12 protein-coding genes are annotated in these 15,472 nt (G+C 61.6%); 3 read left to right on the forward strand and 9 right to left on the reverse strand.

Translation table 11 applies throughout. From position 1 onward, the window contains the following. Nucleotides 1-80: 80 nt before the first annotated feature. The 4 genes from LCM4573_RS05020 to LCM4573_RS28760 form a co-directional block, all read right to left on the reverse strand. Complete coding sequence (locus tag LCM4573_RS05020; protein ID WP_071005019.1) at nt 81-1,424, reverse strand: HlyD family type I secretion periplasmic adaptor subunit; 1,344 nt, start codon at nt 1,422-1,424, stop codon at nt 81-83. Nucleotides 1,425-1,440: 16 nt separating this feature from the next. Continuing rightward, nucleotides 1,441-3,573, reverse strand: coding sequence for a type I secretion system permease/ATPase (locus LCM4573_RS05025; protein WP_244505226.1), 2,133 nt, complete (start codon nt 3,571-3,573; stop codon nt 1,441-1,443). A 48-nt stretch (nt 3,574-3,621) separates the two neighbouring features. Beyond that, nucleotides 3,622-5,616, reverse strand: coding sequence for a hypothetical protein (locus tag LCM4573_RS05030; protein WP_071005020.1), 1,995 nt, complete (start codon nt 5,614-5,616; stop codon nt 3,622-3,624). Between the two features lie 116 nt (nt 5,617-5,732). Then, nucleotides 5,733-7,397: a hypothetical protein gene (locus tag LCM4573_RS28760; RefSeq protein ID WP_071005022.1), complete on the reverse strand. Its 1,665-nt coding sequence runs from the start codon at nt 7,395-7,397 to the stop codon at nt 5,733-5,735. A gap of 626 nt (nt 7,398-8,023) precedes the next feature. Between LCM4573_RS28760 and LCM4573_RS05040 the strand changes: the two genes are divergently transcribed. The 3 genes from LCM4573_RS05040 (at nt 8,024) to gabD (ending at nt 10,914) form a co-directional block, all read left to right on the forward strand. Beyond that, complete coding sequence (locus LCM4573_RS05040) at nt 8,024-8,845, forward strand: response regulator transcription factor (protein WP_083347310.1); 822 nt, start codon at nt 8,024-8,026, stop codon at nt 8,843-8,845. Next, nucleotides 8,787-9,320 carry a hypothetical protein gene (locus tag LCM4573_RS05045; protein ID WP_071005199.1) on the forward strand — a complete coding sequence of 178 codons (534 nt, stop codon included), beginning with the start codon at nt 8,787-8,789 and terminating at the stop codon, nt 9,318-9,320. Before LCM4573_RS05040 ends, LCM4573_RS05045 begins: the two co-directional genes overlap by 59 nt. A gap of 139 nt (nt 9,321-9,459) precedes the next feature. Beyond that, nucleotides 9,460-10,914 carry an NADP-dependent succinate-semialdehyde dehydrogenase gene (gene gabD / locus LCM4573_RS05050; protein ID WP_071005023.1) on the forward strand — a complete coding sequence of 485 codons (1,455 nt, stop codon included), beginning with the start codon at nt 9,460-9,462 and terminating at the stop codon, nt 10,912-10,914. On the opposite strand, the gene LCM4573_RS05055 is transcribed toward gabD, so the two are convergent. The 5 genes from LCM4573_RS05055 to LCM4573_RS05075 are packed head-to-tail and all read right to left on the reverse strand — an operon-like array spanning nt 10,911 to nt 15,429. Beyond that, the gene (locus LCM4573_RS05055) at nt 10,911-12,263 is read right to left on the reverse strand and encodes an MATE family efflux transporter (protein ID WP_244505229.1); all 1,353 of its coding nucleotides are present in this window, start codon (nt 12,261-12,263) and stop codon (nt 10,911-10,913) included. The genes gabD and LCM4573_RS05055 overlap by 4 nt on opposite strands. Beyond that, nucleotides 12,264-12,842 (reverse strand): peroxidase-related enzyme, encoded by a 579-nt coding sequence (locus LCM4573_RS05060; protein ID WP_071005025.1) that lies wholly within the window; start codon nt 12,840-12,842, stop codon nt 12,264-12,266. It abuts the gene before it with no gap. Between the two features lies 1 nt (nt 12,843). Next, complete coding sequence (locus tag LCM4573_RS05065; protein ID WP_071005028.1) at nt 12,844-13,350, reverse strand: CMD domain protein; 507 nt, start codon at nt 13,348-13,350, stop codon at nt 12,844-12,846. A gap of 13 nt (nt 13,351-13,363) precedes the next feature. Next, entirely contained in the window at nt 13,364-13,954 is a 591-nt protein-coding gene (locus LCM4573_RS05070) for a 2-hydroxychromene-2-carboxylate isomerase (RefSeq protein WP_071005030.1), read from the reverse strand. A gap of 8 nt (nt 13,955-13,962) precedes the next feature. Then, nucleotides 13,963-15,429 (reverse strand): NAD(P)-binding domain-containing protein, encoded by a 1,467-nt coding sequence (locus LCM4573_RS05075; RefSeq protein WP_071005032.1) that lies wholly within the window; start codon nt 15,427-15,429, stop codon nt 13,963-13,965. Nucleotides 15,430-15,472 lie beyond the last annotated feature (43 nt).

The following is a 15,472-nucleotide window of genomic DNA, read 5'->3' on the forward strand; positions in this document are numbered from 1 at the left end:
GGCGGGCGTGCCTGCTCAGGTCACCGCCGCGCGCGCAGCCTGCCGCCAGCCGCAGGCAATTTCCCTTTTCCCGATGCCCGTCAGCGCTCGGYGAATGCCCGCGACATGCTGTCGGTGATCGGTTTCACGAGATAGCTGAAGAAGGTTCTCTCGGCGGTCTGGATCATCACCTCGGCCGGCATGCCCGGTTGGGGGGTGAAGCCCCTCACCCTAGCAAGCTCCTGCGACGAAACGTTGATGCGGGCAATGTAGACATCATGGTTGTTGGCTGGATTCGCCTTGTTGTCTTCCAGCGCATCGGCCGAGACATAGATGACATCGCCGTAGATGACGGGCGTCGTGCGCTGGTTCAGCGCCACCAGACGTATGCTCGATGTCTGCCCGATCTTCACGCTGTCGATCTCGTTACGGGGAACCTTCGCCTCGATGATCAGCGGCACTCCCGCCGGCAGGATTTCCATGATCCCTTTCCCGCTTTCGATGACGCCGCCGGTGGTGTGGTAATAGGTCCGCACGACTGTGCCGGTAACCGGCGCCACGATCGTGGCGCGCCGCAAGACGTCGTCGGCTTCGCGGAACTGTTCGCGCACGGCATCCCGCTCGCCCTGAATGGACTGCAGGCGGTCGAGCRCTTCTTCCCGATAGGTATCCTCGGCGCGCGCGATTTCCTGCTGCTCCTTCAGCAATTGCGCGCCGGTTTCGGCGACCTCGGCCTCGAGCCGGCCGATCTGACCTTCGGCATCGGCGATCGCTCTTTGGAGCGCCTTCACCTCGGTTGCCCGCAGCAGGCCCTTGGCCAGAAGAACGCGCTTTGTTTCATATTCGTCCTTCAAAAGCGCAAGCTGGCGGAAAAGCGCTTCCTTTTGCCGGCTGTAGCCTTCGCTGCGGAATTCCAGTGCCTTGATGTTCTGCCGCAGCAGGGAAAGCTCAGTGGCGAGCTTGAGGCGCTGAGCCTTGAAGTTGAGCTGCTGCGTCAGCACCAGCGAAGAGACGTCCTGGTCGTCCTTGATATCACCAAGAAAATCGGGAAGCGTCATCGTATCGGCGATCTCAGATTGCGCCGCGAGCCGGGCAGCCGTCGCCTCCAACCTCACCCGTCGCAGGAAAAGCTCCCGCTTCTTGGCCTTCGCCGCCGTCTCGTCGAGCAGGACGAGTGGCTGGTTCTCGACCACCTGATCACCCTCCTTCACAAGCAGTTCCTTGATGATACCGCCCTCGAAATGCTGGACGACCTTGTTGCGGCCGGTCGCGACGAAACTGCCCTGCGCGATCACCGCCGCAGCAAGCGGCGCGGTCGCAGCCCATGTTCCGAACCCGCCGAAGGCGACCGCCACGAGGACGATCCCTGCTGTCGTATGCTTCCAGATCGAGCGCGGAACCTCGGAATACCACTCTATGTCGTGGAGCTTCGGACCTTCGGGCATGTTGACCTCTCATTTCCTACTGCAGCTGATGGCCGAAAGAGCCGTTCTCGATGCTGATGCCGCGCGCTTCGATCGCCTTGAGGACCTCCATGCGCATGCCGAACAGCGCAACCGTGCCGTTGACGATCAGCAGGATCTTGTCGACCGTGTTCAAAAGCGCCGGCCGCTGGGTGATCGTAGCAACGGTAATCCGGTTCTCCTTGGCATGCTGAAGCGCACGCAGCAGTGCCGCATCGCCCGCGCCGTCGAGGTTCGAGTTCGGCTCGTCCAGCACCACCATGCGCGGGTCGCCGAAGAAAGCCCTGGCCAAGGCGATACGCTGCTTCTGGCCGCCGGAGAGCGGCGAGCCATCCGTCGCCACCACGGTCTCGTATCCGTGCGGAAGATTGGCGATCATCTCGTGAACGTCGGCAAGCATCGCGGCCCGATAGATCTGCTCGTCGGTGGCATCCTGCCGCATGCGGGCGATGTTCGCCTTGATCGTTCCGGGGAAGAGCTGCACATCCTGCGGCAGGTAGCCGATATTTTCGCCGAACTGCCGCTGATCCCAGTTGCGAAGGTCCATGAGGTCCAGCCGCACATTTCCGGATGTGGGCAGGATCGAACCGACGAGCATCTTTCCGAGCGTCGTCTTGCCCGCTCCGGAATTACCGATGATCGCAAGCGAATCCCCCGGCTGTAGCGAGAAGGAAATGCCGTTAAGCACCACGCGCTTGGTCCCCTGCGGCACGTAAAGCAGCCTCTCGACATCTAGGCGGCCCTCCGGTTTCGGCAGGTTCAGCCGCTCGAAATTGAGGGGCGATGACTTCAGGAGCGCCGTGATGCGGCCATAGGCGGCGCGCGACTGGCTGTATTGGTTCCAGCCCTCGATAGCGCCTTCGATCGGTGCAAGCGCACGGCCGGCGATGATGGATGCCGCGATCACCATGCCGCCGGTAAGCTCTCCCTCGATCGAAAGATACGCGCCCCAGCCGAGCATGGCGATCTGGGTGACGAGCCGGCAGGCCTTGGAAATGGATGCGATGGTGATATTGCGGTCCTGCGCGACGACCTGCGACCTCAGCGATGAGGCGGTATCCCTTCCCCAGATCTGCACGGTCTCGGGGATCATCGCCAGCGCGTTGATGATCTGCGAGTTTCGCGACATGGATTCGAGATGGAGATTGGCCTTCACCTGGGCGGTATTGGCTTCCGCGAAGGGTTCAGCCGTCATGCGCTGGTTGACGAGCGTGAAGGCGAGAAGCAGGAGCGCCGTCAGGACGACGATATATCCCAGATGGGGATGGATCAGAAAAACGGCGAGCACGAAAACCGGCGCGATCGGCGCATCCAGGAAGGACAGCAGGGTTCGCGATACCAGGAAGGAGCGGACCTGCTGCAGATCTCCGAGGATCTGGTATTCCTTGCCGTTGCTCTGCAGCGAGGCGCGCGCGGCAGCACTCAGGATAGGAGCCCCGAGCTGCGCGGCGACTTCCACCGCCGTGCGCATCAGGATGCAGCGCCTCAAAGCGTCGAATGCCGCCTGCAGCACGACTGCCGCCACGATGATGATCGTCAGCATGACCAGAGTGTCGAGCGAGSGGCTCGTCAATACCCGGTCCGATATCTGGAACAGATAGATCGGAATGGCCAGCACGAGGATATTGCTGGCGACCGTGAACAGCATCACGAACGTCAGGTTCGTGCGCACGGCATCGACGCCGGCCTTGAGGCTTGCGGAAAAGTCCACCGGCTCGAGCCGCTTATGAAATTTTCCGCCTCCTCCGCCCGAGCCGGTCCCGCCACCGGCGGTGGGCGACTTTCCGGGAGGAGTGCTTCCAGTCCTGAGCGGCCCCGTATCCCCCTCTATAGTGACCATGCCTTCGGCGCCTTTGCCCTCGGCAGGTTGCTCGCCGGCCGGTTTCGGCCGAACTTCGATCTCGGGCTCGACGACCCGCTCGCTCGCGGGCATGGGCAGGATGTCGGCTGTTTGGGAATTGTCAGGTGGCCGCGCCGTGTTCGGTTGCGGGCTCTTGGGTTCCAATCGGGATATCGTTGCTGAACTGGTGGCGGTATCGGACGACAGCTTCAGACATTCTTCCACAGCGCGCTCCAGCTTTTCATAGATATCCTCGCTTTCAGCCCCGGGCCCCGGTTGCAAATTCGGCATTGACGGCGCTTCGGCCCTTTTTGGAATCTCCGGCATGCTTCCCCCCAGTTATCCGAGCACATGCTGCAGTCCGTCGTTCTGATAATGACTGTCGTGTTCGGGCGCCGGAAGGCCGGGCGCATCGGACTCGGCCGCCAGCATCGAGTCGTCGAGGAAGACTACGGCTTCATTCACCAGTTCATTGGGATCACGGGCGGCGAGCTCAGGTTCGCTCGAAATCAGCTCCGCCTGAATGAGCGTTTCCTGGGAATACTGCTCCCCTCCCACATAGGTCTTGCCCATGGAATCAAGATCGAGGATCGCCGCTGTGTTGATGAGCGCGTTGTCGCCCGTCGAAACAGTCCAGGACGCATCCGGATGCGGATTGATCGCATTCATCGCAAGCGCGATCTGGTCGTCATCCCCCATGATCGTGGTCTGGCGGATATATTGGATGTTGAGCAGGTCTCCGCTGATATAGAGAACCCGCAATCCTTCCATTCCCGCGAAGGCTGGGTCCGTCAGCACGCCGTTGGGAAGGCTGTTCCTGCCGGCGGCTATTCCGTTTGCCGCATCGAGATAGGCGGAAGGAAGCGCCTCGAACCGGTCTGCACCGATATTGTAGATATAGGCCTGGTTCCACAGGAGGTTCCCCGAACCGGAGAAGGAACCGTTCCCCGCCGTCTCGAAGCCCGATACCGCTCCGACGACATCATTGTCGAACAGCAAGTTGAACTGATGGATGATGTTGGCATCGTATACCGAGCCGCCGACGATGATCAGATCGTAGGAGAGCCCAAGCTCGTAGAGCGATACGTGGTTGGTGCTCGTATTGTCGCCGGCGATAACGCTCGTGGTCACGCCTGACGACGACAGGATGCCGATGTCGTTGTCGGACACGAAGACATACTGCTCGAGCCAATTGGCGATCATCAGGTCGCCCTGGATCTCGGTGATTGCCCAGGCGCTGGGGAAGCCGCCCGTTACCGGTTGTGCAACGTCCTCCTCCAGTGTGTCGAAGCGTTCGAAAGTCGCGACGTTGAAGATTTCGTTCGGAGCGCCATCATTCGTCCAGCTTCCGATCGCAGAGGTGATCGCATCCATATCCCAGATCGCATTGATCTGGATGACGGCGTTGATCTCGAAATGATCGCCCAGAACCGCGGTAACCGTCGCCGCGGCCCAGAGATTCTGCATCACCGCGTTATTGACCACGGTATTGCTGCCGGCGACGACTTCCACCGAGACGTCGATGGTGACCGTTCCGTCGGCATGCACGACGACATTGGGCTCGGGACCGTCCTCGGGATCGTCGTCGCCCTCTTCTTCATCATCGAAGGAATGATAATCGGAAAGTTTGGGCGCCTCGGACACCAGCTCGCCGTTGACATAGATGCCCTCGATGGTCGTCGCCTGATGGACGAAGACCTCCATCGGGCCTTCAGCCTCAGCGGTCCAGCTCTTCAATTGCGATGCAATGGTCTCGATGAGTTCGACCATTTCCTCGCCGGAGCCCGGCATGTCGGGATCGCCGATCGGCGATTGGGAAAGGATATCCTCGGCGACCTCCAGCAGATCGGCATCATCGACCGGGTCCGGCTTGAAGATCAGGCCGCTGCCGCCGACATTGAAATAGTCGTCGTCGGAAAGACCCGCCGCCTGCACCATGTAGTTCGCGACCGACCCCGGAGGATCGATCTCGAGCGTCACCGACATGGTACGCGGACCAACCGGACCGAGATCCTTTGGCAGGTCCATGTGAGGAAACTCGCGCTGTCCATCGACGAGAGGGATCGGCGGATGCTCGATATGCGAAAGGAACGCCGGGTGCGTGATCGGCTTCACATAGGCGGGCGCCTTGTAGCTGACGCCGGGGTCGAAGCCGAGGAACTCGAAAGGCGCCTCGAAACTGGAATCGAAGACCGGCTCGACCCGCAGAGGCTGTTGCGTCACGTAATAGCTAAAATCGGTATAGGCCTCGCGAAGGCGCACGTCCTCGATGGTTGTATGGAACAGACCGATAAAGTGGGAGATTTCCTCTGTGATCTTGTCCATCGTCGTCATGACTGGCGCCTTTCGACTGCCGTCTTTCAATGATTTCCGGGAACAGATGGACTGCGCAGGCTGGCTGCGCAGTCCTGGAGATTATGATTTGTCGCTAATCACGACGAAGGAGAGCGTTACGCGGTACCATCGTCGTCTTCGCCAACCGTGGTGCTGGAGAGGTCACCGCCCACGATCGTCATGTCGATGGCGTTCTGCTGCAGGTTCGCGCCAAGCACGATTTCCTGGTTGAACGCGCTCGTTTCGACGAACGCATCGGCAGAAGCGCTGCTTGTCCCGGTGACGTAGCCGTCGTCGCCGTTGTTGGAGCCCCAGGTCCCGCCTGCGCCGCCGGCGCCGCCAAAACCTGTCGTTGCTATGCCGCCAGCTCCACCGGCTCCACCGGCTCCACCGAAGGCCCAGCCGCCCATACCGTCGCCGCCGGTACCATCGGCCCATGCCCCACTCAGTGCATTGCCGCCGTTGCCGCCGCCAGCCCAAGCATCACCTCCATATGCGTCTCCGGTCGTTGCATCGCCGCTCATCGCGGCTCCACCGACACCTGAGCCACCGGCACCACCGGCGCCGCCCGTGCCAGAACCAGTGCCCGCACCAGAGCCCGTGCCGCTACCCGAACCGGTGGCATCGCCGCCGCCGCCGCCGGAGGCACCCGAGGCACCGCCACCGGCAGCACCGTTACCGCCTGTCGGATCGCCGGCGTCACCGCCGGTATTGCTGCCACCGTCACCGCCGGTGCCGGCATCTCCGCCAGCCGCAATGATAGGATTGACGAAACCGAGGTTCAGACCGGTTAGCGTCGTTGCGTCGCCTCCGTCGGCATCGCCGCCGCGGCCGGCATCGGTTGCATCGCCGCCATTGGCATTACCGGCGTCGCCGCCATAACCGCCGCTGCCCGCAGTATTGCTACCGCCGGCGCCGCCAGCACCACCAAGTGCAAGGCCTGCGCCAAGCCCGAGGCCGAGACCGAGGCCGAGGCCCGCGCCAAGGCCGCCGTCACCACCACGGGCGCCGGTGCCGCTGCCGCCGGCCGTATCGCCGGAGATTGCGCCGCCGCTCGTGCCGGAACCACCAGTCGCAGTACCACCTGCGCCGACACCGCCGAATGCGCTGGATATCGCGGAACCACCGGTACCGTCACCACCGGCCGCAAAGCCGCCGAGGGCTCCACCGCCTTCGCCGCCCGCACCGCCATTGGCATCGGCATGACCGCCACCGCCGCCACCGCCGCCGCCGGCGTCGATGCCGTCGGATGCAATCGCGACGCCGCCTTGCGGATCGGAATTCTGCGTAAACCCGCCAGTATTATCGACCGTGGCGTTACTCAGGGTGTCGTTGTCCTGGATATTGGCAACCTGGCTGAAGACGTTACCCACGTCGTTACCGCCGCCGGTCAATGCGCCATTGAGGTTGTCTGCGATCTGGATGTTGAACATGCCATCGATCGAACCGCCTTCATACACATCGATGTCGGCGAAATCGTCGTCTGTCGGAAGATAGTCTTCCATGCTCACGCCGACGTCGACCGTCACGTCGACGGTGGTTTCATTGACGTTCTTGTTGAAGTTGGCGTTCAGATTGCCATTCAAATTGCCATTGAGGTTGCCGTTTCCGTTGCCATTCAGGTTACCGTTGTAATTGTCGGACTCGCTGCTCTGGCTCTGTTCCTGGCTCTGTTCCTCGCTCTGCTGCTGCTGTTGTTGTTCGCGTTGCTGCTGTTGCTGCTGCTGTTCCTGACTGTCGTCATCGAGAAACGTGTCGAATGGGTTGCGTCTGTCTACCATGACTGTGTCCTCTGTCTCGCCGCGACAGCGTGACCGCCATTCATCTTCTTGGGGTCTTTGCCTGCGGCTGTTGAAGTGGAATCAGATCTGCTTTGGCATCAGGGCGCGCATCGACGCGACCGTTCGCCGGTTTCTTCTTGCGATGTCTGATTTTTCTTTTCCTCCCTGCATATCCGAGAGGGCTGAAGCTCGGTGGTCAGCACGCTGTACGCTGGTTCCTGACCATACCCGACGCACGCCGCGTTCGACCGCGACCCCGTCCCGGAACGGAGGCATACTGTGGCCTCATTGCCTATCRGTTTTAAGGTGATAGTTAGAGCTAGCGCGACTTGGTGAAGCAATCTTGCRCATAGGCAGATGGTCTAGACAGCACCCCAGCAAGAAGAAGTAGCCAAAATCGGCAAGCCTTCTCCCAAAGTATGCTTCGATCTACATCAAGGCGGGAAAAGCGGGCGAACAGTCTCTCTTTGTTCCGCATTTTCCGACTCTGAGACAGGTTTAGCCCATTGTTCCATAGCTCTTTTGGTCTATTCCCACGGGCCGGGCCTTGGATTACGTTTCTCTAATAAAAGAGGTCAGCAGCACTGCGCGGATTGGCTTCGTGGAGATAGGGAGGGGCTTGACCCATGCAGATTCCGCAAGACGTCCTGCAAAATCTCAATGCGGATCTTGCTACCGCCGCCTTGAGAAAAATGAATTCTTTCCGCACTTTGCTCTTCATCTGTACGCCGGGTACCATCTCGAACGCGATGGCTGCCGCCATAGAAAGCGAGTTCCCCTGGCTCAGCGTCAGGACCGTGCCGGATTTGAGCCTCGCCCTGGCGGAGTTCGAAAATCCCGTGCAGCTCGTCCTCGCCGATATCGATTTTGCGCGGCCGCTCAGGGATCACTGGTCGACCTTCGCCGAACACCATCCGACCGCATCGCTCGCGCTTGTCGGAATGGACGACGTGGCGATAACCGAGGATCGGCTGGCAGCGATCGATCCGCAAATCGTTCGCGGCATCCTTCCCCTCTCGGTCAATCTCGACGTCTTTCTCTCCGTCCTGCGCATCATCCTGAAAGGCGGCACCTATTTCCCCTCGATCGGCTATCGACCGTCCGCCGCCGCCTGGGACCGGGGCGAGGGCCGRYCCGAGYGGGAGCACATGCTGCCGGAAGGCGAAACGCCTTCCCTTCGCTCGATCGGCAAGCTGACGAAGCGCGAGAACGAAATCCTCGCCAGGATTGCCATGGGCAATCAGAACAAGATCATCGCCGCCGCGCTCGGGCTTTCCGAGCACACCGTCAAGATCCACATCCACAACATCATCACCAAGCTCGGTGTGCACAACAGGACCGAAGTCGTCGCCCTTTATTTCGAGCACAAGCGCAAGGAAGCCCTTCACGATGCACGCGACCAGAACCCTGGCCAGGACAGTCGATCGACCTCGGGCGACGATAGCTAGGTTCCGGGACGTCCTGCTCCTTCTTGGGCAACTGAACTATACCTGGACGAATACCGAGAGCCTGCTGATCCATATGATCGCCGGCCTTGCCGGGGTGGACAAGGAAACCGCGATCGTCATCTTCCTGACGCTCAACACCACCCGCGCCCGTATCGATCTCGTCGAGCGGCTCACCAAGATGCAGAAGACCCCGCCGGCCTGCCGGGCAGAGGTTCTGGAAGCGACACGCCGTCTTTCGGAGGAAGCCAAGCTTCGGAACAAGTACAACCACTGCATCTATTCCTTCGATCCCGACAGCGGTCTCGGCCTCACCCAATCCATGCGGATCTTCGAAAGCAAGGACGAGATCAAGTACGGAAAGATCGAAAAGCTCGACGAGCAGGAGATCGGCCGCATCAGGGAAAGCATAACCTCGCTCACCGGCATCAACCGCATGTTCTGGGATATCACGGAGCGTTACGGCTTCCCGAAATAGCCTGCTGTCCTTTCGAAGCCGGAAAAATGCCGGCCGCGGCCTTCCTCATTTCCGAAAAGACGTCAGATATAGTCCGGCACGCCACTCTCGGGCGGCGCGCGATATCTGCGCCTGTAGCGGAAACAAGGAGGATACCGCCATGAAGCTGAAAGACCCATCTCTCTTCCGTCAGGCAGCCCTCGTCGGCGGCAACTGGATCGAGGCGGCAGCGGACAACGCCATCACAGTGAACAATCCCGCCACCGGCGAGATTATCGGCCGTGTGCCGAAACTCGGCGCGAAGGAAACCAAAGAGGCAATCGAAGCCGCACGACAGGCGCAGAAAGGCTGGGCGGCCCGCACCGCCAAGGAACGCTCCACGATCCTCCGCAAATGGTTCGACCTGATGATCGAGAACAAGGAAGATCTCGGCAAAATCCTCACACTTGAGCAAGGAAAACCGCTGGCGGAGGCGACCGGCGAGATCGTCTATGGCGCAAGCTTCATCGAATGGTTCGCGGAGGAAGCACGCCGCGTCTATGGCGACATCGTTCCCGGCCATCAGCCCGACAAGCGCATCATGATAATGAAGCAGCCGATCGGTGTCGTCGCGGCGATTACGCCGTGGAATTTCCCGAACGCCATGATCACCCGCAAGGCCGGTCCCGCATTCGCGGCCGGCTGCTCCATGGTGCTGAAGCCGGCATCTCAGACGCCGTTTTCGGCAATCGCCATTGCCGTGCTTGCCGAGCGCGCCAGCCTGCCCAAAGGCCTCTTCAGCGTGTTGACCGGTTCGGCCTCCGAAATCGGCGCCGAGATGACGTCCAATCCGACAGTCCGCAAGCTCACCTTCACCGGCTCCACCGAGATCGGCGCACAGCTCTACAAGCAGAGCGCGCCGACCATCAAGAAACTCGGGCTGGAGCTCGGCGGCAACGCACCTTTCATCGTCTTCGATGATGCCGATCTCGATGCCGCCGTCGAGGGAGCCCTGATCGCCAAGTTCCGCAACAACGGTCAGACCTGCGTCTGCGCCAACCGCATTTACGTGCAGGACGGAGTCTATGAGGCGTTTTCGCAAAAGCTCGCCGCGGCCGCCGGAAAGCTGAAGACCGGCAACGGCTTCGATGAGGGCGTGATCCTCGGGCCGCTGATCGATAACGCCGCTTTGGAGAAGGTGGAGGAGYACGTGGCCGATGCCACCGGCAAGGGCGCCCGCATCGTCATCGGCGGCAAGCGGCACTCGCTCGGCGGCACCTTCTTCGAGCCGACCGTCCTGGCCGATGTCACAGGCGAGATGATGGTCGCTCGCGAAGAAACCTTCGGTCCGGTCGCCCCGCTCTTCCGCTTCAAGGACGAGGCGGATGTCATCGAACAGGCCAACGACACCGAGTTCGGCCTTGCCTCCTATTTCTACGCGAAGGACCTTGCCCGCGTCTTCCGGGTGGCCGAGGCGCTGGAATACGGCATGGTCGGCGTCAATACCGGGCTCATCTCCACGGCCGAAGCGCCCTTCGGCGGCGTCAAGCTCTCGGGTCTCGGACGCGAGGGGTCAAGATATGGCATCGAGGAATTCCTCGAGATCAAATATGTCTGCCTCGGAGAGATCGCTTAGACGGGAACGGGCTCCGGAAGAGTGCGCCGCACCAGCCGCGGCAGCATCCAGCGAAAGGCGATGCTGCGCGCGCTCTGGAAGAGGATCAGCGAAATCCAGAGCCCGTGATTTCCGAAAAGCGGCTGCAGGATCGCCCATGCGGCGAAATAGAGGGCGAGCGACAGCAGCATGAGGTTGCGCATCTCGCGCGACCATGTCGCGCCGATATAGATGCCGTCCATCTGAAAGGCGACGACACCGAAAAGAGGCAGGAGCGCCGCATAGGGAAGGAAGGTCAGCGAAAGCGCCGTGATCGCCGCGTTCGGCGAGGCAAGCTCGATCACCCACGGGCCGCTGAAGAGAAAGACGAGCGAGACGATCGCGCCGAAAACGAAGCCCCATAAGGTCGTCAGCCGCACCATGCGGTCGAAAGCCGGACGGTAATTCGCTCCGACCGCACGTCCCGCAAGCTGTTCCGCGGCGGTGGCGATGCCGTCCAGGAAGGCGACGCCGAAGAAGTAGAAACGCAGGAGGATAGTGTTCGCGGCAAGTATCTCGATGCCGAGCATCCCGCTTTGCCGCGTGAAAAAGGAAAGCCCGATCAGAAGCGCGAAGGAGCGGATCATCATGTCGCCGTTGACGGAAAACAGCCGCCGCACGCTCTTGAGGTCCGGCAGTTCCCAGGAATGGCGATCCGTCCTGAGCACGATGAGCCACAATCCGGCAAGCGCCGTCACCGCTTCCGCAACCAGGCTTGCGAGCGCCACACCGGCCACGCCCCAGCCGAGGCCGAGCACCCACCAGAAGCTCAAAACGAGGTTGAGGCCGTTCAGCAGCGTCTGCAGGAGCATCGCCGTCAGCGCCTCGCCGCGGCCTATGATCCAGCCGAAGATGACGAAGTTGAAGAGCACGAAGGGCGCCGACCAGACCCGCCAGCCGTAATAGGTCCGGGCAGCTTCCGCCACCTCCCCCTCGGCGCCGAGGATCGCCAGACCCGCCGCTCCGATGGGTAGGTGCAGGACAAGGATCAGGAGGCCCGAGACCACGGCGATCAGCAATCCGCCGAGCAGCATACGCTGCTCGAACCGCCGGTCGCCCGCGCCAAGCGCCTGTGCCGTAAAGCCGGTGGTCGCACCGCGCAGGAAGTTGAAGGTGATGAACAGGACATCGAATATCACCGCGGCAAGAGCCACGCCGCCRATCAGCGCCTCATCTCCCAGCTGCCCGATCACACCTGTTGCCACGAGGCTGACAAGCGGCGTCGAGATATGCGCCACCATCATCGGAATGGCGATGCGCAATACCTCCCGATGGGTRACCTCGAAGGAACGCGCGGTGTCCGGCGCGCTATGGGCAATTTCCGCGGACAATCAGCTTTTCCGGAGCGGTTCGCCGAGCGTATGCATCAGCCGGTTCGCCCAGCCGAAGATCGCGATCGAATGGATGAGATCGAGGATTTCCAGATCGCTGAGACCCACCTCGCGCAGGTGGTAGAATTGATAGACGCCTACATCGTCGGGGTGGGCCGTGAGATCGACGCCGAAATTGAACAGCGCCTGGTCATAGGCTTCAAGATCGGCATCGAAACCGTTCTTGTAAATCTCGTCCACCACCTCCGGCCGTTTCTCGAGCTGGATGAAGCGGTTGGCATGCACCGAAGCGCAGTAGATACAATGATTGACGAAGGAAGCCGCCAGCGCGCCGAGCTCACGGCCGCCACGCGAAAGCCCGCCTTCGCTATACATGATATCGTTGAAGAGCGGCGTGCGCTCGGCAAGCGTCTCGGCTTCCTGCGCCAGCACCAGCACGTAGGCCGAAACCTTGGTGTTGGACGGCGTCACCTTGAGCGCGTCGAGCTGCTCGGGCGTTGCCTTTTCGAGTTCGACCGGCCTGACGTAGGGGTTCCATTCGAGCGGCTCAAGCGTAAATTCGTGCACGACGTCAGACATGTCAGTTGTCCCTCAGCATCTTCAGGCCGGCAACCACCAGCACCTGGTAGTTCACGAAAGCGATCAAACCGGCAAGCGTCACAATATCCCGGTCGTCGAGCCCGGCGGCATAAAGCGCCTCGATATTGCCACGGGTCGCCTGCTTGGGGTTAAGCGTTACGAGATCGACATGCCGCAGAATCGCGGCAAGCCGGCTCTTCCCGTCGGCCGGCTTCCAGGCCGGATCGGCGATCGTCACCACCTCACCTGCACCGCCTTCCCTGGCGATCAGGTCGCGATAATGACCAGCAAGCTCCGTCGACTTCCAGAGCCCGGCCATGCGGGCGGCCAGTGCTGCCCGCTCGGCATAAGGGAAATTGCGTGGCTCCTTCGGGTGAAGCGCCGCCTCGTAGCTCGTCTGCGTCAACTGCTTGAGCTTCGCCCGCTCGTTACGAAGCGCGRCAAGCGGCGAGGAAGGTTCGAGGCCGAGGACATGGTCGATCACGTCCGTCGTCGGTGCGGTCGTCATGGAGAGGTTCCTTTCAATCTTCCGACAGAGCTTCGTCGAGGAAACTCAGGCGATCCTGGCCCCAATAAAGCACGTCCTTGTAGATCCAGGTCGGCGTGCCGAAGACACCCTTGACGCGAGCCTCCTCATGGCTGTCGATCCAGGCCTGCATGATCTCCGGCTGGTCTTCCATCGCCTGAAGTTTTGCGCCGTCCAGACCAAGCCGGTTCGCGACTTCGATGCGCACTTCCGGCAAGGTCACATCCTTTTCCTCGCTCCACAGTGCGTGGAGAAGGCCGTGGCTGAGTTCGAGCGCCGGCAGGCCCAGTCGGTCGGCGGCGATCACCATACGGGCCGAGAATTCGTTGTTCGTGGGGTAGTATTTCGGCTTCAGCACCAGCGGCATGTTCAGCCGCTTGCGCCAGCGGTCGAGCTCCACGGCATGATAATCCTGGCGCGGCTGCGGGCGGGAGCGCAGCGGCACGCCGCCGTTTTCCGGCACGATACGCGTCGGGCGCACCACGACGTCGAGATCGTGCTTCTCGATCAGCGCCTTGAATTGCGGCCAGCCGAGATAGGCCCAGGGGGAGCTCAGCGCGTGATAATAATAGACGGTCTTGGGCATGGCGCTCCTCAGGCGGTCTTCTGTTCGGGCAGGTCGGCATCGGCATCCACCCATTCCGATCCGTCGAGCTCGGGCTTCTCGTAGTCGAGGAGCGCCTGCCAGTGATGGTCGATATCGCGGATGAAGAGACGGGCGGCCACGCCGCGGGCAAGCCAGGCGGCCCCTTCGCTGATCGCCGGAATGTCGCCGCTCACCTTGCCGAGGCTCATCGTGGCCCCGTAGTTGAAGCAATGAATATCCTTGAGCCACGGGGCCATTCCCGGCTCCTTCTCGGTGAAGGAGAAATCATCGTCCAGCCAGGGAAACCGGCCGAGGCTCGGATTTTTCTCGCCGGGCGGCGGAGTGATACGGTCCTCCCAGCACGCGATCTTGTCCCGGTAGGGCGAAAGCTCGCTGCGGGCGAGCGGATCGACGGTAAAGCCCGTGCCGAGAATGACGAAATCAGTGCGGAAGACACGTCCGTTCATCGTCGTGATGATGACTTCGCTGCCCTCCTCGCGCATCGACTGAATGCCGCAGTCGAAATGGAAATAGGCGTTCGGATGCCGGCTGACGCGTAGCGTCGAGTTATGAGGCGCGGGCGTCTGCTGCTTGGTGGAATAATCCATGATCCGCCAGCGCCATTCCGGCGAAATCTCCGGGAAGCCGGCCGTCACACCGTAGGAGCCAATGCCCATCAGCTTGTTGATCGTCGGCATCTTCTTGCGGCGGGCAAGCAGTCGCACCTCGCCGGCACCGTTCTCCAGCGCTTCCGCAGCGTTGTCGACCGCCGAGGCGCCGACCCCGATCACTACTACGCGCTTGCCCTTGAGCGCCTCGAAATCGATCTCATCGGAGGAATGCGCCCACGATTTGTGCCGTTGCATTCCCCTGACGAAATCCGGAATATCGGCAGCACCAAGGCCGTCGCGGCCGGTCGCCATCACCAGCTTGCGGGTCAGGATCGAGGGATCGGCACCGCCAGCGATCTCGAGTTCCAGCAGGCCGTCCTCGCGGGGAACAATGCGCGTCACATGCGTGCCGTTCTCTACCGGGATGGACAGCACCTCACGGTACCAGTCCAAATAATCCATCCACATCGGCCGCGGAATGCGGAAGAGTTCCTCCCAGGCGGACACGCCGTAGAGCGCCGTGTACCAGGCGCGGAAAGTGAGCGAGGCCATGCCATGCGCCGGCCCGAGAAGGTTCTTCGGCGAACGGAGCGTCTCCATCCGTGCATAGGTCTTCCAGGGACCTTCCTTGCCGCGGGCGGCGCGATCGACGATGCGCAGGTTGCGTATGCCGACGCGGTTGAGCGCGAACCAGGCAACCAGGCCGCACATGCCTCCGCCGATGATAACCACATCGCTGACTGGCTTGCCATCGACTTCGGAAAGGGCCGGAGACCAGTTTGCCGGCGGATAGTTCAGGTAATCCAGGTCCTGCTTCACGCGGGCATTCAGCTCCGCAAGCCTCGGATCGTCGAGAATGGTCATCGTTCGGTCCTGTCGTTCAAAGGTCGATCACCCGGCAGTCGGA

Origin of the sequence: Rhizobium sp. LCM 4573 (assembly GCF_001854865.1) — a bacterium.
Taxonomy (GTDB): domain Bacteria; phylum Pseudomonadota; class Alphaproteobacteria; order Rhizobiales; family Rhizobiaceae; genus Neorhizobium.